The sequence below is a fragment of the Pseudomonas sp. 18175 genome (assembly GCF_050432925.1).
Classification (GTDB): Bacteria; Pseudomonadota; Gammaproteobacteria; order Pseudomonadales; family Pseudomonadaceae; genus Aquipseudomonas.
The window spans coordinates 86,667-108,077 of sequence record NZ_JBKFTO010000023.1 but is presented as its reverse complement, the minus strand read 5'-3'; the positions used below and the strand labels follow the sequence as shown (position 1 = coordinate 108,077).

Here is a 21,411-nt window from a genome sequence, read left to right as displayed (position 1 = left end):
CCGCAAGCTGGCACGGATCGCGTTTTCACTCCTGAAAAATCAGAGTGAGTACAAGTCAAAAGCGGTTTTGGGGACTTCCCCTCAACCATAGAATCTCCCACATTTAGAACTGGGTTCGACAGTCAATCTCGGTCAGTCAGCGGACGCCATGTCGATATCAGACCAAACCATGCCGCACCCAGGCTATTTTCGGACGACTCAGCCCGCGTAAGGTGACCCCATCATTAAAAATGATGATCGCCTGACCCGTGAGTCAGTAGGCCTTACGTCGATCACCGAGAATAAGAAAACAATGAATAGCCCGACCCCGAAGGATTCCAACGCCCAGTTGGCGCAGGGCTTCAAGCCGCGCCATGTCACCATGCTTTCCATCGCAGGCATCATCGGTGCGGGGTTGTTTGTCGGCTCCGGGCATGCCATTGCGGCGGCGGGGCCAGCGGTGCTGCTGGCGTATTTTTTCTCCGGCCTGTTGGTGGTGCTGGTGATGCGCATGCTCGGGGAGATGGCGGTGGCCAACCCCGACACAGGGTCGTTCTCGACCTATGCCGACCAGGCCATCGGCCGCTGGGCCGGGTTTACCATCGGTTGGTTGTACTGGTGGTTCTGGGTGCTGGTGATCCCCATCGAGGCCCTGGCCGCCGGGCATATCCTCAACCAATGGTTCCCACAGATCGACGCTTGGCTGTTTGCCTTGTTGTCGATCTTTTTGTTGGTGGTCACCAACCTGTTCAGCGTCTCCAAATACGGCGAGTTCGAGTTCTGGTTCGCGATGGCCAAGGTGGTGGCGATCATCGGCTTTATCGGCGTGGGCTTTGCGGTGTTGATGGGCTGGGTGCCCGAGCGTGAGGCCAGCGGGCTCAGCCAGTTGATGCAGGACCATGGTGGGTTTGCCCCCAACGGGTTGTCGGCGGTGGTGGGCGCGTTCATCACCATTATGTTCAGTTTTATCGGCACGGAAGCGGTGACCATCGCGGCGGCCGAGTCCAGCAACCCGGCGCAGAACATCGCCCGGGCGACGCGTTCGGTAATGTGGCGCATTGGTGTGTTTTATGTGCTGTCGATCTTTGTGGTGATCTCGGTGGTGCCGTGGGATGACCCGCTGCTGGCCTCGGTCGGTTCCTATCAACGGGCACTGGAATTGATGAATATTCCCCACGCCAAGCTGCTGGTGGACATTGTGGTGTTGATCGCCGTGGCCAGTTGCATGAACTCATCGATCTATATTGCTTCGCGCATGCTATTTTCACTGGGCAAGCGCGGTGATGCACCGGCCATGTTGAAGAAGACGTCGTCGGCCAGCGTGCCTCGGGCCGCGGTGATTGCCAGCACCATCCTGGGGGCGGGCGTGACGTTGCTCAGCTACTTCATGCCGGCCGGGCTGTTCCAGTTCCTGCTTGCCAGCTCAGGCGCCATCGCCTTGTTGGTGTACTTGGTGATCGCCGTTTCCCAGCTGCGCATGCGCAAGATCCTGCTACGCCGTAACGTCAAGTTGACCTTCAAGATGTGGCTGTTTCCTTGGCTGACCTGGTTGGTCATCGCCTTTATCTGCACGGCGTTGACGGTGATGTTGGTGACGCCCGAGCACCGCTTTGAAGTGTCCTCGACCATTGGCCTGGCCCTGATCATTTCCTTCATCGGGTTGATCACCGCGCGGCACCCCGAGGGTGCGCCGAAGTCGGTTGCCGCAGCCTCGCAGCCATGAGTGCAAGGCCTGTCAGCAGCCTGGTGTTTTTACTGCTGGACCAATTCACCCTGATCTCCCTGGCGTCTGCCTTGGAACCGTTGCGCATGGCCAACCAACTGTCGGGCCAGGAACTGTACCGCTGGCACACCGCGAGCCTGGACGGTCACCCGGTGTGGGCCAGTGACGGGGTGCCGGTCACCCCTGACGGTTCGATCACCAGCGTGCCGCCAGCGGACACGGTGATCGTGTGCGGCGGCATTGGTATCCAGGGCACGGTGACCGGCGAGCTGGTGAAATGGCTGCGCAGCCAGGCGCGGTATTCCAAGCGCCTGGGCGGCATCTGCACCGGCAGTTGGGTATTGGCCCGCGCCGGGTTGCTCGACGGCTTTGAATGCAGCGTGCCCCTCAAGCACATGCTCGGCACCCAGCAACCGAAGTTGCAGGAAATCGTCGCGTTGATGGAGGCCAACCTCGAAGAACCGATCAACCTGGATGAACTGGCGACGTATGTCGCCCTGTCGCGCCGGCAACTTGAGCGCATGTTCCAGAAGTACCTGCACTGTTCGCCTTCGCGCTACTACCTGCGGCTGCGCTTGATACGGGCAAGGCAATTGCTTAAGCAAACGCCTATTTCAATCGTGGAACTGGCGGTGCTGTGTGGCTTTATCTCCACGCCGCACTTTTCCAAGTGCTACCGCGAATACTTCGGCGTGCCGCCCAGTGATGAGCGTTCGGCTACCGACAGTGAGCGCTCCATCGTGGTTAAGCCGATCATTCATCGCCAACCCGTGCCCGCGCCGATGAATCCATTGGAGCAGGCGCGGGGTGAGTCGACGTTTGCCAGCGTAAAACGACTTAAAACCTGATTGCGTCTAAAACTTTACCCAGGCTGACAGACCCTTTACACCCATCAGCGATATGATCCGGCGCCCTTGAAACCCTGAACGGACGCCCCCGCCGTGAAAACCCTGATCCATCGCTACGCAACGCCTCTCACCACCGGCTTCTTCCTGGTCTCGACAATTTCCGGTGTCGCGCTGTTCTTCCACTGGTCCTCCGGGCTGTTCCACAGCATGCATGAATGGCTGAGCATGGTCTTGCTCGTGCCGATCGTGCTGCACCTGTGGAAAAACTGGGGCCCGTTGATGGGCTATATCAAGCGCAAGACACTGTTCATTCCGCTGGTGTTATCGCTGGTGATGGCGCTGCCGTTTGTGGTGGCCAATTTCAGCACGCGGTCAGCCGGTAACCCAGCCGTGGCGGTAGTGCAACTGGTTGCGAAGGCGCCGCTGAGCGACAGTGCCGCGCTGTTCAAAGTCACCCCGGATGAGCTGATGGCGCGCATGCGTCAACATGGGTGGGTGGTGGAATCCGCCAGCGCCAGCCTCAACCAAGTGGCGCAGACCGCGCATATGCCGCCGGTGCAGATGATTGCCGCACTGTTGCGCGATCGTCCATAACCCCAACTGGNACATGGGTGGGTGGTGGAATCCGCCAGCGCCAGCCTCAACCAAGTGGCGCAGACCGCGCATATGCCGCCGGTGCAGATGATTGCCGCACTGTTGCGCGATCGTCCATAACCCCAACTGGATGAGCGACACAATCTACCTGATGTATGAAGGCCAAATGTGGGAGCGGGCTTGCTCGCGAAAGCGGTGTATCAGTCAAAGATATTTCGACTGACCCACCGCTTTCGCGAGCAAGCCCGCTCCCACAGGTACATCACTAGGGCTAGCTTCTATTTGCCCTTCAATACGCAGCGGTATAGATCGCCAACGCGTCCGCCTCACTCACTTCACGCGGGTTATTCACCAGCAGTCGCTGTTGCTGCATCGCACTGCGGGCCAACTCCGGCAAACTTTCCAGGGTCACGCCCGCATCTCTCAAGCGCAGCGGCAAGCCCACAGCAGCGTGGATGCGCTGCATCTCGGCGATGAACTGCGCCGCGCCATCGCCCGCTTCCAACCGCTCCCCTAATACACACGGCGCAAGCTGCGCATAGAGCCCCCCGGCATGGGACAAATTGAACGCCAGCACCGGGTTAAGCACCAGCGCATTGGACAACCCATGGGGCAAGTGGAACGTAATCCCCAACGGATAAGCCAGCGCATGCACCGCCGCCACCGGGGCATTGGCAAAGGCCTGGCCGGCCAGGCAGGCACCCAGCAGCATGGCCTGGCGTGCTTCAAGGTTGTGCGGCTCGCGCACGGCGGTTTCGAGGTTGGCACTGAGCAGGCGCAAGGCTTCACGGGCGAGCAGGTCGGAGATCGGGTTTTTGCGCAGCTTGCTGGTGTAGGCCTCAATGGCGTGCACCATCGCGTCGATACCGGTGGCGGCGGTGACCGGGCCGGGCAGGCCCACGGTCAGTTGTGCATCCAGAATCGCCAGGTCCGGCAGCAACTGCGGCGACACCACGCCGGACTTGCCGGTGGCGGTGGTCACGATGGAGATCGGCGTGACTTCCGAGCCGGTGCCGGCAGTGGTCGGCACCTGGATCAGCGGCAGGCGTGTGCCGCTGGCCTGGTTGACGCCGTAGATGTCGCTCAGGCCCTGGCGTTGGCCAGGCTGGGCGAGGTAGGCGACTAGCTTGGCGGTGTCCATGGAGCTGCCGCCGCCGAAGCCGACGATCAGGTCGGCGCCCATTGCGCGGGCTTGTTCAGTGGCGGCCAGCACCAGCTCTTCGGCCGGGTCGGCGAGCACGTCGCTGTACACCTGTAAGTTGATATCGGCGGCGGCAAAGCCGGGCAGCACTGAGTCCAGCAGGTTATGGCGCAGGATGCCGGCGTCGGTCACCAGCAGCACGTTGCGCGCGCCTCGGGCGGCGCAATGTTCGGCCAGTTGGGCGGCAGCGCCGCTGGCGCAGATCAGGTGGGCGGTGGTGCTGAAATTGAAGGCTTGCATAAGTAACCTCTGCTTATTCTGATAGTGGGGGCAGGCCGGCATCGATGATGGCTTGGGCCACCGCCTCCATGCTGGTGCGGCTGGCCATGGCATCCCGTTGCAGACGGCGGTGGGCGTCGTTTTCGCCGATGCGATGGCGGGCCATGAGCAAGGCCTTGGCCATGGAAATCTTGGAAACCGCCGGTTGCCGGGTCTGCAACTTGCGCAGTTGCGCCAGCATGTCGATACGTGCGCGCCAGGCAGCGCGAGCCATCAGCAACTGGGTCAACAGGCCGAAGGGCCGTAGTGGACGCTCGATGACCGCAGCCGGCTGGGTTTCCAGCACCAGTTGCAGCATCGAGGGGTTTTCATAGCCCACCACCGCGATGATCGGCGGCGCCTGTTCGCTGAGGCCTTCCACCAGCGCCTGGGTGTTCAGGCGCTGGCTGAGTTCCACGGCCAGCAGCACCACGTCGGTGTGCTCTGGCAAGTGCGCAGGCACCGGCCAGCATTGCTCGACGATGCAGCCGATGCGCTGCAACTGGTCCAGTACCACGCGGGCTTCGGCGTCCACCGGGTGGATCACCAGCACGCGCAGGCCCTTGAGTTCGCGCAGCAATGAAGGTGCGCTGCTGCCGCTCATGGCTGCCCATCCAGTTGGTAGTCGACCATGTACGGGCTGGGTTTGACCGGTTGCTCGCTTTGCACCACCAACTCGAAACGGCGCTGGTGGTCGAGGCGGGCGATGCGTGGCCACAGCCAGGTGTGTTGGGTGTCGGCGTCGATTTGCACGCGGCCTTGAGGCGCGTCGAACTTCGCACCGGCCAACGCCTGGCGCAGCGCTTCGATAGACCCACCCTCTGCGCGCCGTGCCGCTTCGGCGAACAGATGCACCTGGAAATACGCCGCCTCGGCGCCCGCTGTCAGCGGTGCTTCATCACCAAAACGCGCCCGGTAGCGCGCCAAGAAGGCTTGGCTGGCGGGCGTCTGCAAGGTGGAAAACCACGGTGCCGCCGACACATGCCCTTCGGCTTCTTCAGCGCTCATGCGCAATACATCCACCTCGTTGGTGGCCAGGCTGACGATGGGCATGCGCGCCGGGTCGAAACCGGCCTGGCGATAGGCCCGGTGCAGCGCCGGGATATCGCTGCCGACGATGGTCGAGTAGATCGCATCCGGTGCCGTGGCCCGCGCCTGTTGCATCACCCGTTCGAAGTCTTCGGCGGTGGCGTGGAAGGGCAGGTAGATCTCGTCCACCACTTCACCGCCGGCCTGTTCGAACAGCTCGCGCATGATGCGGTTGGACTCGAACGGGTACACATAGGAGCCACCGACAAACAGCACGCGGTTGCCGAAGTGTTCCAGTACATACCGCGCCAATTGCACCGAGTTCTGGTTCGGTGCGGAGCCGGTGTAGTAACACCACGGTGAGTATTCAAACCCTTCATAGAGCGTGGGGTAGAACAGCAAGCGGCGACGGCTCTCCACCACCGGCAGCACGGTTTTGCGGGTGCTCGACATGTGGGTGCCGAACAGCACCTGCACCTGGTGTTCGTCACACAGGCGCACGGCGCTGTCGCGATAATCCGCAGGTTCGGCGCCGGGGTGGCCATCAACCGGCACCAGCAACCGGCCATGGATGCCGCCCGCGTCGTTGACCTCGGCGATGGCCAAGTGAGTGGCATTGGCCTGGGTGGTTTCCGAGGCAGCGGTGAGGCTGCTCTCGGAAAACAACAGGCCGACTTTGTAGTCGGGGGTGCTCATGACGTCAGGCTTTCCCAGTCAATATGTTGTTCGAACGCGTGCGCCACTTGGTACAGCATGGCTTCATCGTAGTCCCGCGCCACCAGCATCATGCCCACCGGCAGGCCGCTGGCAAGTCCGCAAGGGATCGACAGCGCAGGGTGGCCGGTCACGTCGAACGGCGCGGTGTTGGCGTTCATTTCCAGGGCCCGTTGCACCCACTCGCTGGGCGAAGCGTCTGCTGTGGGCAGTTTGGGCGCCTTGAGCGGCACGGTAGGCATCAGCAACACGTCAAAGTCCTGCAAGTGCTGGTCGTAAGCCGCACGCAGTTGCCGGGCGGCGTTCTGGGCCTTGGCGTAGTACTGGCCGCCAAAGCGTTTGTACGCGTATTCACCGGCCAACAGGCAGGTTTTCAAATCGTGGGGGAATTGCCCGGCCTTGCTCTGCCAATCCTGTTGGGCGCGCATCAGGCTTTCCACGTACAGGCCTTTCCAGTTCGAGCCGTAATTGTAGCCGCGCAGCAATTGGGTGGTGCCTTCTACCGCAATCGGGGTCCAGATCGCGTGGCCCAGGGCGTGCAGCGGGATCGAGATGTCCTCGACCCTGGCGCCGAGGCCTTCGAACAACGCCGCAGCACGCCGCACCGCCGCATCCACATCCGCCTCGGAGTTGGCGTGGCCGAAGCCTTCGCGCACCACCCCGATTCGCAAGCCCTTGCAGCCTTTGCCCAGGGCCTGGGTATAGGCCTCGGTCGGCACCACCCGATCCTGGCGTGGGTCGAGCCCGTCGGCGCCTGCCAGTACCTCCAGCAACAGGGCGTTGTCGGCCAGGTTGGCGCTCATGATCCCGGCGTGGTCCAGGGTCATTTCGATGGGCATGATGCCGGTGTAGGGGATCAGCCCGTGGGTCGGCTTCATGCCATAGATACCGGAGTAGGCCGCCGGAATGCGCACCGAGCCACCTTGGTCGGTGCCGATGCCCAGGTCCACTTCACCGGCGGCAATCAACGCGGCGCAACCCGACGACGAACCGCCAGTGGAATGCCCCGGATTACGCGGGTTGTGCACCGCGCCGGTGGCGTTGGTGTGGCTACTGCCCGACACGCAGAAAAACTCGCAATGGGCCTTGCCGAGGATCTGCCCGGCGGCGTCCAGCACGCGGGTGGCGACGGTGGCGTCAATGTCCGGTACATAGCCGTGCAGGGTCGATGCGCCGTTCATCATTGGCACGCCGGCCAGGCAGATATTGTCCTTGAGCGCCACGCGCTTGCCAGCCAGTTTTCCGCTGGCGGCGCCCTGGATATCCGTGCGCACGTACCAGGCGTTGTAGCGATTGTCCGTCGGCACCTGGCCCGGGCCGCGTGGGTAGCGCGGTGGTGCGGGCGGGGTGGCGATGGCGTCGAGGCGGTCGTAGTCCTGCCACACGGCTTCGAGAATGTATGCGTATTCATCCAGCAGCGGCTCGGCCAGTTCCAGGCCAAGGCTGCGGCCGACTTGGGTGAGGTCGGCCAGGGTAGGGCGTTGAATCGTCATAGCAGGTTCCTTATGCATGAAAGCCCATGAAACGCTCGGCGATGGCCTCGGCACTGGTGTGGGCCGGGTCGACCTCGTCCACCAGTTGGCCGTTCTCGATGATCAGGATGCGGTCGGACAAGGCACTCAAGAATTCAATGTCTTGCTCCACCAGGATCACCGCCAGGCTTTGCTCCACGCGCAGGCGCTGCAGGGTTTCAATGATTTCGTCGCAGATCGAGGGCTGGATGCCTTCGGTGGGCTCGTCCAGCAGGATGATGTTGGGTTCGCCGCACAGGCAGCGGGCCAGGGCCAGCAGCTGTTGCTCACCACCGGACAGCGCGCCACCGGGCTGGTCGAGCAGGCGTTGCAGGCGCGGAAAGTACGCAAGGATGCGTTCGATGGTGGCGTCGGCCTTGGCAAAATCCTTCACGCAGCCCATGCGCAGGTTTTCCCGCACGCTTAAGAAAGGGAAGATCTGCCGACCTTGGGGCACATAGCCGATACCGGCGCGGGCGCGTTGGTGGGCAGCGGCGCGGCTCAAGTCCTCGCCATCAAAATGCAGGCTGCCAGCCATGGTGGGAATTTCCCCCATCAGCGCACGCAGCAAGGTGGTCTTGCCCATGCCATTGCGCCCCAGCACGCCCACGCAGGTGTTGGCGGCGCAGCTCAAGCGAATGTCGCGCAGCACAGGGATACGGCCGTAACCGGCGGATAAACCGATGACTTCAAGCATGTTTGATCTCCTGCTTGCCCAGGTAGGCTTCGCGCACGGCGGGGTCTTGGGTGACCTCGGCAAAACTGCCTTGGGCCAGGATCGCGCCTTGGTTGAACACGGTGACGGTGCCGGCGATCAGGCGGATAAATTCCATGTCGTGCTCCACCACCACCACGGTGCTGTGGGCATTGATTTCCTTGATCAGCGCGGCGGTCTTGCGCACTTCCTGGTAGGTCATGCCGGCCGCCGGTTCGTCCAGCAGCACCAGCTCCGGGCGCGAGGCGAGGATCATGCCCAGCTCCACCCACTGGCGTTGGCCGTGGGCCAAATCGCCCACCAGGCGCGTGCGCAGCTCGGTGAGGCCGATGCGTTCCAGGGTCTCTTCGGCGGTGTTGCGCGCTTCGCTTGGGGTTTGCTTGCGGCTGGCGGCCAGGCGCAGGTTTTCCAGCACGTCCAGGCCGTCGAACACGCTGGGGGCCTGGGTTTTGATGCCGATGCCGAGTTGGGCGACTTTGTGCGGCGCCAGCCCGCTGATGCGCTGGCCCTTGAAGTGGCACACGCCACGGGTGGGTTTGAGCTGGCCACTGAGCATCTTGAAAAAGGTGCTTTTACCGGCGCCATTGGGCCCGATCAGGCAGCGCAGTTCGCCGCTTTGCAGGGTGAAATCCACCTCTTTTACCGCATGCACGCCACCGAAGCTCACGCCCAGGCCTTGGGTTTGCAACAGGCTCATAGTGCGCGCTCCTGGGCAGGCAACGGTTGGGGGCGGCGTTGGAACACACGCGCTACGCCGCTGCTTAGGGTCGGTAGCAAGCCGCGTGGCAACAGCATCACAAACACCAACAGAATCAGGCCGAGTACGAAGCCGCTGTCCACATGCTGCTGTTCTCCCAGCCGCGCCATCAGCGCCTGGATGCCGATGCACGCCAGGATCGGCCCGAACAAGGTGCCGCGCCCGCCGACGATGACCCAGATGATGATCTGCGCCGACTGCGCCAGCCCGAACACACCCGGGCTGACAAACGCGCCCCAGTTGGCGAACAGGCAACCGGCCAACCCCGCAGTGCCGCCGCCCAGGCTGAACACGATCAACTTGTGCAGGCGCGTGTCATAGCCCAGCAGGCCGGCGCGTTGTTCGTTTTCACGAATCGCTACGACCACTTTGCCGAAACGACTGGCGAGCAGTCCGCGCAGGCCCAGGTAGCACAGGATCAACGCACCGCCGATCACCTGGAACAGGGTTTCCGGCTCCAGCACACGGTCCGGGTTGAACGGCACATTCAAGGTGGGAATCGCCGGGATGCCGTTGAAACCACCCAGCAATGCGCTGCCGATGTGGTACTCGGAGCCGGACGTGGAGTTCATCACATTGAACAGAATCAAGGTGACTGCCAGGGTGATCACCCCCAGGTACACGTCACTGATGCCGCCGTAGAACATGAAGTAGCCCATGGCCGCCGCCACCAGCGCCGGTACGGCGATGGCCAGCAACACCGGCCAGGTGCTGTCGCCGATATTCAGCACACCGATGGCATAGGCGTAGGCCCCCAGGCCAAAAAACGCCGCCTGGCCAAAGCACAGAATGCCGCCAAACCCCCAGATAAACGCCAGGCTCAAGGCCAACAGCGCCATCACCAGGTAGATGGTCAGGGACAATAAGGTAAACAGGTCGAGCCACTGCGGCAGGACCGCCACCAGCACGGCGGCCAGGGCGCAGCCGAGCACCGGTAACAGGGTGCGGGTATCAACAGGCATCAGAACGCCCTCCGAAAGAAACGACCGGTAATGCCCTGAGGCAGTACGCGGATCAACACAATGGCCGCCAGCAGCAATGCCACTTCACCGAACACCGGGGTGCTGAAGAACGTCACCACTTGGCTGATCACCCCAAAGCCACTGGCGGCGCTCAGCGTGCCGGTGATGACCGCGCTGCCACCGCCGATCACGGTGATAAACGCCTTGGCGATATAACTGGCGCCAAGCGTCGGGATCACCCCGGTGAGCGGCGCCAACACCGCACCGCCCAGACCAGCCAGCGCGGCACCGAGGCCAAACGTGAGGCTGTAGATGCGCCCAGGATTGGCCCCCAATGCAGCGGCCATCTTGGCGTTTTGCATGGTGGCGCGGGCACACAGGCCAAAGTGGGTAAAGCGCAGCAGCGCCCACATGCCCAGCAGTACGGCCACGGCCACGCCGATCACAAACAGGCCGTAGCCACTGGTTTGATACGCGCCGATGCTGATGCCCGGCAACGGCGAGCTGATGCCCACCGTGGTGTTGCCGAACAGCATGGTGGCCGCGCCGGTCAGGGCCAGGCTCAGGCCCCAGGTGGCGAGCATGGTGTCGATCATGCGCCCGTACAGGTGGCGCACCAGCAGGCGCTCCACCAGCATGCCGAACAGCCCCACGGTCAAAGGCGCCAGCACCAGGATCGAAATCCAGATGGGCACATGCAGGTGGTGGGTGGCGAGCACGGCGACGTAACCGCCGAGCATCATGAATTCACCGTGGGCCAGGTTGATGATCTTCATCATCCCGAACACCACCGCCAGGCCGATGCTCAACAGCACCAGCGTGGCGATGGCGCCCACGATTTGCAGGGAAAAAATGGCAGCCCAATCCATGTCGGCCTCCTTACAGCGCGATGCTGTATTGTTTGGCGTCACGCGGGTTCTTCACCAAATCGCACACGGCGGCGGTGTCGGACGGCGCTTGTTGGGCAAAGCTTTCGACCACTTCCAGACGGCGGTCGCGCACCTCGGCGATGTGCACGTCGAGCACGCAGTGGTGAGTCGCCGGGTCAACGCTGACCTTGCCGCTGGGCAGGTCGAGGCTGATGCCTTTTTCCAGGGCCTGGGTCACGGCCATGCGCTCCACCGTGCCAGCCTGGCGCACGCCTTCGGCCCACAGCATCATGCCCTGATAGGCGCCCATGGCCAGTTCGGTGATGTAGGGGTAGTCGGCGCCAAAGCGCTTGTGGAAACGTTCGACGAACGCCTGGTTCTGCGGCGTGGCCAGTTCCTGCACATAGTTCTGGCAGATCAGGATGCCGTTGCATTCCTCTGGCGACAGCACGATGTGTTCGTTGCCGCCAGCGAAGGTGGTGGACGCAATCGGCAACTTGCCGGTCATGCCTGCGGCTTTCCATTGGCGATAGAACGACATGTGCGCGCCACCCACCAGGGCCGACCAGACGAAGTCCGGCTTGGCTTCCTGGATTTTGGAGATGGTGGCGCCGAAGTTGGTCACGTCCAGCGGGAAGAACTCGATACCCACGCTTTCGCCACCGGCCTGTTCCACGTACTTCTTCACCCACGCGGTGACGATCTGCCCGTAGTTGTAGTCGGCCGCGACGATGTAGACCTTCTTGCCCCACTTTTGGGTGACGTGGGATACCAGTTTCTCCACGGTCTGGCCAGGGGTCACGCCGGTGGCAAACACGTTGCGGTCACACACGCCGCCTTCGTACTGGTTGTTGTAGAAGTAAAGGGTCTTGTAGCGGTCGAGCACTGGGCGCACCACTTCCCGCGAGGCCGAGGTGATACCGGCATGCACCACCGCCGCACGGTCCTTGAGCGCCGCTTGTTGCGCGTATTGGGCGTAGAGCTGCATGTTCGACTGGGTGTCGTACTTGATCAGGTTGAGCGGGCGACCGAGCAGGCCGCCAGCGCCGTTGAGTTCTTCGACCGCGAAGGTGAGGGCGTCGACGATGGGCTTGCCATAGATGTCCAGGCCACCGGAGTTGTCGTAGAGCGAGGCGATATTGATCGCGTCATCGGCAGCAAACGCCGAAAAGCTCTTCAAGCTCAAGGTGGACAATGCAGCAGCAGAAATAGCGGACGTACGCAGGAAAGCACGACGATTCATAGCCATTCGGAAGACTCCTGGAACCCAGGCCCAAACGTCCACCGCAGCCTTTGGGCCGGTGCGCTGGAAGAGGAAAGGTCTGGGAAGAAATGCAGGCGGGGGGAAGGAGGGCCTGATTTCACATACCGACGACGCTGTCGGCTGAATGTGTGAGTCGTTTCGCTTGGAGACATCAGCCGCATCGTTGAGGCTGGGTCGCCCATCGCAAGGGGATGGGGGAAACGAGTACCGCAAGGCGCGGCGCTGTTTCAAAAGCAAGCTTCAGGCCATAAACGCTATGTTTATGTTTTTAAAGGGAATGCTTGGGTTGGCTGGCGTTGGCGACGCCCTGAAAACTGTCACTTGGGTAGAAACGACGCACGTTTGCGGTGCGCCTGTGTTTAGAAGGTAGCAGGGGTGTTGATCCACAAGATGCGCGCGACACGGTCGGTGCCATTGCGATAGCCATGGGGCACATTGCTGGGAAAGTGGAACGAATCCCCGGCGTTCAAGGTGTAGGTGGTTTCGCCCAAGGTCAGCTCCAGGCTGCCCTCGATCACGTAGCCCATTTCTTCACCGGCATGCTCGATCATGTCACTGACCATGCCCGGCGACACGATATGGATATCGCCCTGCAACAGCCCGCCTTTTTGCAGGTGGGTGATGCGCTCAAGGTCGATATAGCCTTTCTTCGCGCCGCTGGCGAAGCGATTGACCTGCCGGGCGCCGGCGCGCAGCACCGGTTCTTCCGACACCCATTCTTCGCTGGTCAGTTCGGACACGTTGCTGCCCAACGCCAGGGCCAGGCGGTGCAGCATGGCCAGGGACGGCGAGGCGGCGTCGTTTTCCAGCTTGGAGATCAGGCTTTCGGAACAGCCGGCGGCCACCGCCACCTGCTTGAGGGTCAGCCCGGCGACCTTGCGCGCATGGCGCAGCCGCACGCTCAGGCTGGGCAGGCCATCGGAGTGCAGGGCTTTGCTGACAGGCGGTTTGCTGGGTGTGGACATGCAGGCCTCGGGTGAAAAAGGGCATTCAATGATGCGACAGGCATCCTAGGGTCACGGATGCCTGCCGTCTACTGCCGGTTCAAGCCTCAGGCGTGAACCGAGAAGGTCACTTCTACCGGGTTGAGGTCGTTGATCGGCACGATGTCCTGCGGGCAGGCCGACATCACCACCACCACGTCCATCTCGGCACGGATCTCCACATAGTCGCCAGCCTTGGACACCGGTGGCAGCCACTCGACGCTGTAGTCCGGCTTGACCGGAATGTTCATCCACAGGTTGAACGGCTGCGGCACTTCGTGGGCGCGCAGGCCGATGGCAGCCAGGGCCAGGCGCATGTTGTCGGCGCAGCTGTCGTGGTAACCCACCACGCCGAGGTTGGTGTAGCGATGCAAATCGCAGGCGGCCATCAGGGTGTCGTGGATGCCCGGCGAGGTGTCGGTGAGCAGGGTGCCGATGCTGCGGCGGCGGTTGCTGAACAGGTCATCGCCCGCCTTGGGGATGATGCTGTTGCAGTGGGCGCGGGCGTGTTCCATGGAGAGGAATTCGCTCATGTCTTCACTGTTGAACAGCCAGGTGTCGCACACCTGGGTGCCGTGGGTGTTGACGATCTTGATCACTTCACCGGCCTTGAGGCGCACGGCGCGGCCGCAGCGGGCGGGCACGGTGTAGGTTTCGCCGAGTACTGGGGTGCCGTCCACCGAGATCGGCTCTTTGAGGGTGGCGTTGATGCCCAGGGAATCGCCGTTGTCGGGTTGGCAGCAGGCTGGGTAGTCGTGGCTATGGGTAACGTGGCTCATAAATATTCCTATGGGTTCAGGGTTGTTCGGCAAGTGCAACCAGGCTCCAGGCCAGAGCCTGGGCGCCCGCCAGCAGTTGCGTGGGTTCGGTGAATTCCAGCGGGTTGTGGCTGATGCCGTCGCGGCTGGGGACGAACAGCATGGCGGTGGGGCAGTGCTCGGCCAGGTACATGGCGTCGTGGAAGGCGCCGGAGCGGATGCGTTGCCACGGCAGGCCGGTGGCGTCGCAGGCGTGTTCGAGTACCTCGATGACCTTGGAATCGAATGCCGTCGGCGCATGGCTGAACAGGCTTGTCAGCTCGGCATTGGTCGGCAGGCAAGTGCTCAACTGAGCATCGAAAGCTGCGAGGACGGCTGGGTCGGCGTGACGGAAGTCGATGCTGAAGGTCACTTCACCGGCAATCGTATTGATGGCGTTGGGGTGCACGTTCCAGCGACCGAAGGTCAGACGCTTATCCTCACCGGCCAGCGTGTCGGCCAGTGCATCGATGCGCTTGACGGCCTCCATGGCCTGCGACATCGCATCGTTGCGCATCGGGTGCGGCGTGGTGCCCGCATGGGCCGAGGCGCCTGTGCAGCGCACCTGGTACCAGCGCACGCCCTGGATGCCCGAGACCACACCCAGCGGGATATTGGCCTGCTCCAGCACCGGGCCTTGTTCGATATGCAGCTCGACAAAGGCATGGGTGTTGATCTTGCCCCGCAGCGGGATGTCGGCAAAACGCAGGGCGTGGGCGTCCAGCGCCTGGCCCACGGACACGCCGTCCTTGTCCAGGTTGTTGCGATAAGCCGCGAGCCGCTCAGGCTGCACATAAGCGCTGGAACCCATGGCGCCCGGGCTGAAACGGCTGCCTTCTTCGTTGGTCCACACCACCACTTCAATGGGGCGGCGCGTGCGCACATCGGCGTCGTGCAGAGCATGCAGGCATTCAAGTCCGGCCATCACACCGTAGCAACCGTCCAGCGTGCCGCCGGTGGGTTGGGTGTCGATATGGCTGCCGGTCATGACTGGCGGCAGGTCTTCACGGCCGTCGCGGCGCAAAAACAGGTTGGCGCAGGCGTCGGTCCAGACGGTGCAGCCGAGCTTGCGCGCTGCGTCGATCAGCCAGGCGCGGGCTTGGAGATCTTCTTGCGACAAGGCCTGGCGGTTCATGCCGCCATTGGCGCCGGGGCCGAAGGTGGCCAGGGTGTCCAGCAGGCCTTGCAGGCGCGCGGCTGAAACGGCGAGGGCGGTCATGACGTCACCTGCAGGCTGCGGTTGAACCAGGGCTTGAGGAACTGTTGCAGGCGCTCGGTCTTGGGCGCATTGAACAGGCCTTGGGGCGCACCGGTCTCGATGATCTGCCCGGCCTCCATGAACACCACCACATCGGAAATCTGCGCAGCGAAGCTCATCTCGTGGGTGACCATGACCATGGTCATGCCATCGTCGGCGAGGCTGCGGATCACGTGCAGCACTTCTTCCACCAGTTCCGGATCGAGGGCCGAGGTGGGTTCATCCAGCAGCATCAGCCGCGGTTTCACCGCCAGTGCGCGGGCAATGCCGACGCGTTGCTGCTGGCCGCCGGAGAGTCGTGCCGGGTAGGCATCGGCCTTGGCGGCCAGGCCGACCCGGGCCAGTGCGTGATCGGCCAAGGTGCGCGCTTGGGCTTTAGCCATGCGCTTGCCCAGCACCAATGGCGCCATGACGTTTTCGCGCACCGTCATGTGCGGCCACAGGTTGAATTGCTGGAACACCATGGACAGCGGGTTGCGCACTTCATCGACCTTGGCTTCGCTGTCGCAATCGCTCACTTGCCGACCGGGGCCGCTGTAGCCCAGCAGTTGGCCGTCGATCCACACTTCGCCTTCGTCGTAGCGTTCCAGGAAATTCATGCAGCGCAGCGCGGTGGTCTTGCCCGAGCCCGAAGGCCCGATCAGCGAGACGATTTCACCGGCTTGCACCTGCAGGTCAAAGCCGCGCAACACGCGGTTGGCGCCGTAGGACTTGCCGACGCCGCGCAGTTCAAGAAGCGGTAGGCTGCTCATCCGGTCAGCCTCGTAGATGACGGGTCATGCGCCGCGCCAGGCTGCGTGCCACGGCCGCGACCGCGCTGGTCAGCAGCCAGTAGCTCAACACCAGCAGGGCGTAGGGCATGACATAAGAAAAGGTGGTGGAGACGATGCGCCCGGCGGTCATGGTCAGTTCCGGCACGGTGATGATCGAGGTCACGGCGCTTTCCTTGATGGTCAGGATCACCTGGTTGCCCAACAACGGCAGGGCGAAGGCCAGGGCCTGGGGTGCCTGCACATGCCAGAACACCTGGCCTTGCGACAGGCCATGCACTCGCGCCGCTTCCACCTGGCCATGGGGCACACTGGCCCAGGCCGAGCGGAACAACTCGGCAAAATACGCGGCGCTGTAGAGCGCCAGTGCGAGGATGCTGGCCTCCACGGCTTCCAGGCGCAGGCCGATCACCGGCAGGCCGAAATAAATCACCGCCAACTGCGCCAAAAACGGCGTGCCACGGATCAGCCACACATACACGCGGTACACCAGGGCAAACCCCGGCACCCGCAGGCGCAGGGCGTTCAGGCCAAAGCCTGCGGCCAAACCGATCACGGCGGCGGCCAGGCTGATGCCCAGGGTCACCAGCAGTGCATCGGCAAAATCCGGCAGGTAACTCAAGACTTCGTGCATCAGGTGCGCTCCTTCCAGCGGCGTTCCAACAGGCTGCCGAGCACGCTCAACAGGCTGGTCAGCACCAGGTAGAACAGCGCCGCCACCAGGTACACCTCAAGCGGGCGATAGGTTTGCGACACCAACTGTTGGCTGACGCGCATCAGGTCGGTGATGGAAATCACCGAGACCACCGCCGACACCTTGATCACATCGATCAGCTCGGAAATCAGCGCTGGCAAGGTCAGGCGCAGCACCTGGGGCAATTGGATATGCACCAACGTGTTGTACTTGCCCAACGCGAATATCGACGCCGCTTCCAACTGCCCGCGAGGGATCGCCGCAAAGCCGCTGCTGAGGATCTGCGATTGGTAGGCCGCCGTGTTCAAGGCCAGCGCCGCCGCTGCAGCGACCATGGGTGGAATGTCCAGGCCCAAGGCCGAAGGCAGGTAAAAGATCAGCAGCAGTTGCGCCAGCATTGGCGTGCCGCGAAAGAAACTCACGTAGACCCGGGTAAACGCCACGCCCACCCGGCTGCGGCCGTTGGCCAACAGGTGAATGAGCACCCCCAGCGCAAAGCCCAGCAGCATGGCGATGCTGCACAGCCACAGAGTGGTCCAGGCGCCATCGAGCAAGGCCGGCCAATACAGGGCGAGACGGCTGCTGAAATCGTTCATCAGATGCTCGGCACCGGCATGGCGTCGGTCGGCAATTGCATGGTGAAGCCGAACCATTTGTCTTGCAGGGTCTTGAGGGTGCCGTCCTTCGAGGCGCGGGCAATGCCGTCGCTGAACAGTTTGACCAGGCTGGCGCTGTCGGCGTCTTTGCGGCCGACCCAACCGAAGTAGGTCACTGGGCCGACCATCTCAGGCAGGGTACTGAACACACCCGGACGCGCCTTCATCAGTGGGCCGAGGTTGGACAGCGATTGGGCCACGCCGTCGAGGCGCCCGTTGGCCAAATCGGCATAGGCTTCGTCAAAGCCGACGTATTCCTTGATGCGCTTGAGGCCCGGTTGGCCTTCGGCCTTGAGCTTGGCATCCAGCGCCTGCAACACCGCCAGTTGGCCGGAGCCCGCTTGGGAGCCGATCACCCGGCCATTCAGATCGGCCAGAGTTTTCACGTTGCTATCGTCGGCGCGCTTGAGCAGGGCCACGGTGGATTCGGCAATCGGCACGGTAAAGGCGAACTGTTCGAAGCGCGCCTTGTTGACGGTGACCGAGGTGACCACGAAGTCGAACTTTTTGGTGTCCAGGCCCGGCAGGATGCCTTGGAACGGCAGGTCCAGCTGGCGCACCTTGACCCCCGGCAGGTCGGCGTCGAGCACGTAGTGCATCAGGTCGGCGCCGTAGCCGACGATCTTGCCGTTCTCAACGGATTCGAATGGCGCGAAACGCGCTTCCGTCGCCACGACGATCTCGTTTTTCTGCTTGATCCGCTGCAACAGATCGTCGGCGTGGGCCACGGACACACTGCACAGCGCAGCCAGCGACAAGGACAGTGCTTTTAACGTGAATCGCATCATTGTCATTCCCCTTGAAAGGTCGGTAATTTCATTCAAGCAACTTGAATGAATATACAGAGGCATGAAGTGTGCCAATCCTTTGCGGCCTTGGATTTACAAGGATCGGGCGTGTTGAAAGAGGCGATGGCGTATCGAACGTGCACCGAAGAGAGGCTGTTGCTTTGTTGTGGTGCGCTGATACCTTGAGCGGGTGCACCCGTGCGGCCGTGCAACGCCAACAACAAGAAGAGCAGAGTTTTCATGAGCACCGAGCGTTCGCCGATTCCCAACATCAACATCGGCCAAGTCTATGACCAGCGTTACAGCGACGCCGACATCCACTACGACCGCCTCAGCAACCTCGCGGGGTTCTTCGGGCGCAATATGCCGGTGCATCGGCACGACCGGTTTTTCCAGATGCACTACGTGAAAAACGGCGCGGTGCGGGTGTACCTGGATGACCAGCAATACGTCGAACGCGGGCCGATGTTTTTCCTCACGCCGCCGACCATCCCGCATTCCTTCGCCACCGAGCCCGACAGCGAGGGCCATGTGCTGACGGTCAAGCAGCAGTTGGTGTGGAGCCTGTTGGAGCAGGACCCGAGCCTGGCGCCTGCGCCGAGCATGGCGCCGGTATGCGTGGCGCTGGACAAGCTCGACGCCGTATTCAAGCCCGAAGCCGAGCGCCTGAGCCTGCTGCTGGATGAACTGCGCCGTGAATTCGATGGCCGCGCCGTCGGCCGGGGGCCGGCGCTTGAGGCGCTGACGCGGCTGATCATGACCGGCCTGTTCCGCCTGGCCGGGCAGACGCTGGCAGCACGCCCGGCGCGGCATGAGGACTTGCAAGTGTTTTATCGCTTCAATGCGCTGATTGAAGAGCGCTACCTGGAGCACCTGCCCCTGGCGGTGTATGCGCAGAGCCTGGGGGTCAGCGAAGCACGGCTCAATGATATTTGCCGGCGGGTCGCGGCATTGTCGTCCAAGCGTCTGGTGCTGGAGCGCTTGATGCAGGAAGCCAAGCGCCTGCTGCTGTTCACCGGGCATTCGGCCAACGAAATCTGCTACCGCCTGGGCTTCAAGGACCCGGCGTATTTCAGCCGTTTTTTCCAGCGCTACGCGCACATGGCGCCAGGTGAATATCGCGCCAGCCAGGGCGGGTTCAAGTAGCCCTATGGAAAGTGCAAGCGTCCCCATGGAACATCCATTCCGCCCCTGACGTTCGCTGGCAATACTGGACACCAACTCCAATAAAAACAGGTGTCCCATGCAACAACCCAACCCCTTGCTCGAAGACCTCAAGGCCCTGCTGCCGACCATCGCGGCCAATGCGGCGCAGGCCGAGAACGATCGAAAAGTACCCGCGCAAAACATCGCCTTGCTCAAGCGCATCGGCCTGCACCGTGCGTTCCAGCCCCGCGCCTATGGCGGGCTGGAAATGTCCTTGCCGGCGTTCTGTGACTGCATCGCGTTACTGGCCGGAGCCTGCGCCAGTACCGCGTGGGCCATGAGTTTGCTGTGCACCCACAGCCATCAGTTGGCGATGTTTTCCAAGCGATTGCAGGACGAGTTGTGGCTGGAAAACCCCGACGCCACCGCCAGTAGCAGCATCGCGCCGTTCGGCAAGGTGGAGGAGGTGGAAGGTGGTGTGCTGTTCAGCGGCCAGATGGGCTGGAGCAGCGGCAGCGATCACGCTGAATGGGCGATCATGGGCTGCCGTCGGCACAATGCCGAAGGCGGCCAGGATTACTGCTTCGCGGTGTTGCCGCGCAGCGATTATCAAATTCTCGATGACTGGTTTGCGCTGGGCATGCGTGGCAGCGGCACCAAGACGCTGAGCGTGGACAATGTGTTTGTGCCCAACCATCGCATCCAGAAGGCCAAGGACATGATGGAAGGCAAGTCCGCCGGGTTTGGCCTGTACCCCGACAGCCAGATTTACTACACGCCGTATCGCCCGTATTTCGCCAGTGGTTTCTCCACCGTCAGCCTCGGGATTGCCGAGCGCATGCTGCAAGCGTTCCGCGACAAGACCCGCAACCGCGTGCGCGCCTACACCGGTGCGCAAGTCGGCGCGGCCACCCCGGCACTGATGCGCCTGGCCGAGTCCACGCACCAGGTGGCGGCGGCTCGCGCGTTCCTCGAAAAGACTTGGCTGGAGCATGCCGAGCATGGCGAGCGGCATGTGTACCCGTCCAAGGAAACCCTGGCGTTCTGGCGCACCAACCAGGCGTACGCGGTGAAGATGTGCATCCAGGCCGTGGACCGCTTGTTCGAAGCGACCGGTGGCGGCGCGTGGATGGAGAGCAACGAACTGCAACGGCTGTGGCGCGACGCCCATATGACCGGGGCGCATGCCTATACCGACTACGACGTTTGCGCGCAGATCCTGGGCCGCGAGCTGATGGGGCTTGAGCCTGACCCGAGCATGGTCTGAGTGGTTACCCAACAATAACAATCATGGGCGCCGCGTGTGCGGTGCCAGGAGTCTTGTATGTCTACGCCATTTGATTCGCGTGCCTTTCGCCGTGCGCTGGGCAACTTCGCCACCGGTGTCACGGTGGTCACGGCCGCCACCGAGTGCGGTAAACAGGTGGGCGTCACCGCCAACAGTTTCAACTCGGTATCCCTGGACCCGCCGCTGGTGTTGTGGAGCATCGACAAGCGTTCCACCAGCCACGGGGTGTTTGAGCAGGCCAGCCATTTTGCGGTGAACATCCTGGCGGCCAACCAGATCGAGCTGTCCAACAACTTCGCCCGCCCCAAGGAAGACCGTTTTGCCGGTATCGCCCATGAGCACGGTGAAGGCGGCGCGCCGGTGTTTGCCGACTGTGCGGCGCACTTTCATTGCGAGAAGTACCAGCAGGTGGATGGCGGCGATCACTGGATCATGATCGGCAAGGTGGTGCGCTTTGACGATTTTGGCCGTGCGCCGTTGCTGTATCACCAGGGCGCTTATTCGATGGTGTTGCCGCATCCGCAACTGGCCCAGGGCGAGGGTGTTGATCAACCAGTCAGTTAAGAAATTGCATGCGCAAAACAGCTTCTGTGGTGAGCGGGGCAAG

Annotated in this window: 21 protein-coding genes and 1 pseudogene; 6 read left to right on the top strand and 16 right to left on the bottom strand. The window is 62.6% G+C overall.

What is annotated here, in order from left to right; all coding sequences use genetic code 11:
• Nucleotides 1-292: 292 nt before the first annotated feature.
• The 3 genes from gabP (at nucleotide 293) to ACLD1Y_RS25375 (ending at nucleotide 3,144) form a co-directional block, all read left to right on the top strand.
• A complete protein-coding gene (gene gabP / locus ACLD1Y_RS25385; protein WP_429480505.1) occupies nucleotides 293-1,702 on the top strand; it encodes a GABA permease in 1,410 nt (469 codons plus the stop codon).
• Nucleotides 1,699-2,550 carry a GlxA family transcriptional regulator gene (locus ACLD1Y_RS25380; RefSeq protein WP_429480504.1) on the top strand — a complete coding sequence of 284 codons (852 nt, stop codon included), beginning with the start codon at nucleotides 1,699-1,701 and terminating at the stop codon, nucleotides 2,548-2,550. The genes gabP and ACLD1Y_RS25380 overlap by 4 nt, the downstream gene beginning before the upstream one ends.
• Before the next feature lie 93 nt (nucleotides 2,551-2,643).
• The gene (locus ACLD1Y_RS25375) at nucleotides 2,644-3,144 is read left to right on the top strand and encodes a DUF4405 domain-containing protein (protein WP_429480503.1); all 501 of its coding nucleotides are present in this window, start codon (nucleotides 2,644-2,646) and stop codon (nucleotides 3,142-3,144) included.
• Between the two features lie 289 nt (nucleotides 3,145-3,433).
• Here the strand turns inward: ACLD1Y_RS25375 and ACLD1Y_RS25370 are convergent, their stop codons facing one another.
• The 16 genes from ACLD1Y_RS25370 to ACLD1Y_RS25295 form a co-directional block, all read right to left on the bottom strand.
• A complete protein-coding gene (locus tag ACLD1Y_RS25370) occupies nucleotides 3,434-4,585 on the bottom strand; it encodes an iron-containing alcohol dehydrogenase (RefSeq protein WP_429480502.1) in 1,152 nt (383 codons plus the stop codon).
• Nucleotides 4,586-4,598: 13 nt separating this feature from the next.
• Nucleotides 4,599-5,207, bottom strand: coding sequence for an ANTAR domain-containing response regulator (locus ACLD1Y_RS25365; protein ID WP_429480501.1), 609 nt, complete (start codon nucleotides 5,205-5,207; stop codon nucleotides 4,599-4,601).
• Complete coding sequence (locus tag ACLD1Y_RS25360) at nucleotides 5,204-6,328, bottom strand: transporter substrate-binding domain-containing protein (protein ID WP_429480500.1); 1,125 nt, start codon at nucleotides 6,326-6,328, stop codon at nucleotides 5,204-5,206. The genes ACLD1Y_RS25365 and ACLD1Y_RS25360 overlap by 4 nt, the downstream gene beginning before the upstream one ends.
• Nucleotides 6,325-7,839 carry an amidase gene (locus ACLD1Y_RS25355; RefSeq protein ID WP_429480499.1) on the bottom strand — a complete coding sequence of 505 codons (1,515 nt, stop codon included), beginning with the start codon at nucleotides 7,837-7,839 and terminating at the stop codon, nucleotides 6,325-6,327. Before ACLD1Y_RS25355 ends, ACLD1Y_RS25360 begins: the two co-directional genes overlap by 4 nt.
• A gap of 10 nt (nucleotides 7,840-7,849) precedes the next feature.
• Nucleotides 7,850-8,554, bottom strand: coding sequence for an ABC transporter ATP-binding protein (locus ACLD1Y_RS25350; protein ID WP_429480498.1), 705 nt, complete (start codon nucleotides 8,552-8,554; stop codon nucleotides 7,850-7,852).
• Entirely contained in the window at nucleotides 8,547-9,269 is a 723-nt protein-coding gene (locus ACLD1Y_RS25345) for an ATP-binding cassette domain-containing protein (RefSeq protein WP_429480497.1), read from the bottom strand. The genes ACLD1Y_RS25350 and ACLD1Y_RS25345 overlap by 8 nt, the downstream gene beginning before the upstream one ends.
• Complete coding sequence (locus ACLD1Y_RS25340) at nucleotides 9,266-10,291, bottom strand: ABC transporter permease subunit (RefSeq protein WP_429480496.1); 1,026 nt, start codon at nucleotides 10,289-10,291, stop codon at nucleotides 9,266-9,268. Before ACLD1Y_RS25340 ends, ACLD1Y_RS25345 begins: the two co-directional genes overlap by 4 nt.
• Nucleotides 10,291-11,160: an ABC transporter permease subunit gene (locus ACLD1Y_RS25335; RefSeq protein ID WP_135291736.1), complete on the bottom strand. Its 870-nt coding sequence runs from the start codon at nucleotides 11,158-11,160 to the stop codon at nucleotides 10,291-10,293. The genes ACLD1Y_RS25340 and ACLD1Y_RS25335 overlap by 1 nt, the downstream gene beginning before the upstream one ends.
• A 10-nt stretch (nucleotides 11,161-11,170) precedes the next feature.
• Nucleotides 11,171-12,409 (bottom strand): urea ABC transporter substrate-binding protein, encoded by a 1,239-nt coding sequence (locus tag ACLD1Y_RS25330; RefSeq protein ID WP_429480495.1) that lies wholly within the window; start codon nucleotides 12,407-12,409, stop codon nucleotides 11,171-11,173.
• Between the two features lie 374 nt (nucleotides 12,410-12,783).
• Nucleotides 12,784-13,389 (bottom strand): cupin domain-containing protein, encoded by a 606-nt coding sequence (locus tag ACLD1Y_RS25325; protein WP_429480494.1) that lies wholly within the window; start codon nucleotides 13,387-13,389, stop codon nucleotides 12,784-12,786.
• A gap of 86 nt (nucleotides 13,390-13,475) precedes the next feature.
• Nucleotides 13,476-14,186, bottom strand: coding sequence for a DUF1989 domain-containing protein (locus tag ACLD1Y_RS25320; RefSeq protein WP_429480493.1), 711 nt, complete (start codon nucleotides 14,184-14,186; stop codon nucleotides 13,476-13,478).
• A gap of 16 nt (nucleotides 14,187-14,202) precedes the next feature.
• Entirely contained in the window at nucleotides 14,203-15,423 is a 1,221-nt protein-coding gene (locus ACLD1Y_RS25315; protein WP_429480492.1) for a M20 family metallo-hydrolase, read from the bottom strand.
• The gene (locus ACLD1Y_RS25310) at nucleotides 15,420-16,214 is read right to left on the bottom strand and encodes an amino acid ABC transporter ATP-binding protein (protein WP_429480491.1); all 795 of its coding nucleotides are present in this window, start codon (nucleotides 16,212-16,214) and stop codon (nucleotides 15,420-15,422) included. The genes ACLD1Y_RS25315 and ACLD1Y_RS25310 overlap by 4 nt, the downstream gene beginning before the upstream one ends.
• A 4-nt stretch (nucleotides 16,215-16,218) precedes the next feature.
• Nucleotides 16,219-16,866, bottom strand: coding sequence for an amino acid ABC transporter permease (locus tag ACLD1Y_RS25305; RefSeq protein WP_429480490.1), 648 nt, complete (start codon nucleotides 16,864-16,866; stop codon nucleotides 16,219-16,221).
• Entirely contained in the window at nucleotides 16,866-17,522 is a 657-nt protein-coding gene (locus tag ACLD1Y_RS25300; RefSeq protein ID WP_135291742.1) for an amino acid ABC transporter permease, read from the bottom strand. The genes ACLD1Y_RS25305 and ACLD1Y_RS25300 overlap by 1 nt, the downstream gene beginning before the upstream one ends.
• Nucleotides 17,522-18,367, bottom strand: coding sequence for a transporter substrate-binding domain-containing protein (locus ACLD1Y_RS25295; RefSeq protein ID WP_429480489.1), 846 nt, complete (start codon nucleotides 18,365-18,367; stop codon nucleotides 17,522-17,524). The genes ACLD1Y_RS25300 and ACLD1Y_RS25295 overlap by 1 nt, the downstream gene beginning before the upstream one ends.
• A gap of 243 nt (nucleotides 18,368-18,610) precedes the next feature.
• On the opposite strand from ACLD1Y_RS25295, the gene hpaA reads away from it, so the two are divergent.
• The 3 genes and pseudogenes from hpaA to ACLD1Y_RS25280 form a co-directional block, all read left to right on the top strand.
• Nucleotides 18,611-19,516, top strand: a complete 906-nt coding sequence (hpaA, locus tag ACLD1Y_RS25290; RefSeq protein ID WP_429480488.1) for a 4-hydroxyphenylacetate catabolism regulatory protein HpaA — start codon at nucleotides 18,611-18,613, stop codon at nucleotides 19,514-19,516.
• 97 nt (nucleotides 19,517-19,613) lie between these two features.
• Nucleotides 19,614-20,783, top strand: coding sequence for a p-hydroxyphenylacetate 3-hydroxylase oxygenase component (locus tag ACLD1Y_RS25285; RefSeq protein WP_429480487.1), 1,170 nt, complete (start codon nucleotides 19,614-19,616; stop codon nucleotides 20,781-20,783).
• 57 nt (nucleotides 20,784-20,840) lie between these two features.
• Nucleotides 20,841-21,365: pseudogene (locus tag ACLD1Y_RS25280) on the top strand (flavin reductase family protein); the annotation flags it as partial.
• Between the last annotated feature and the right edge of the window lie 46 nt (nucleotides 21,366-21,411).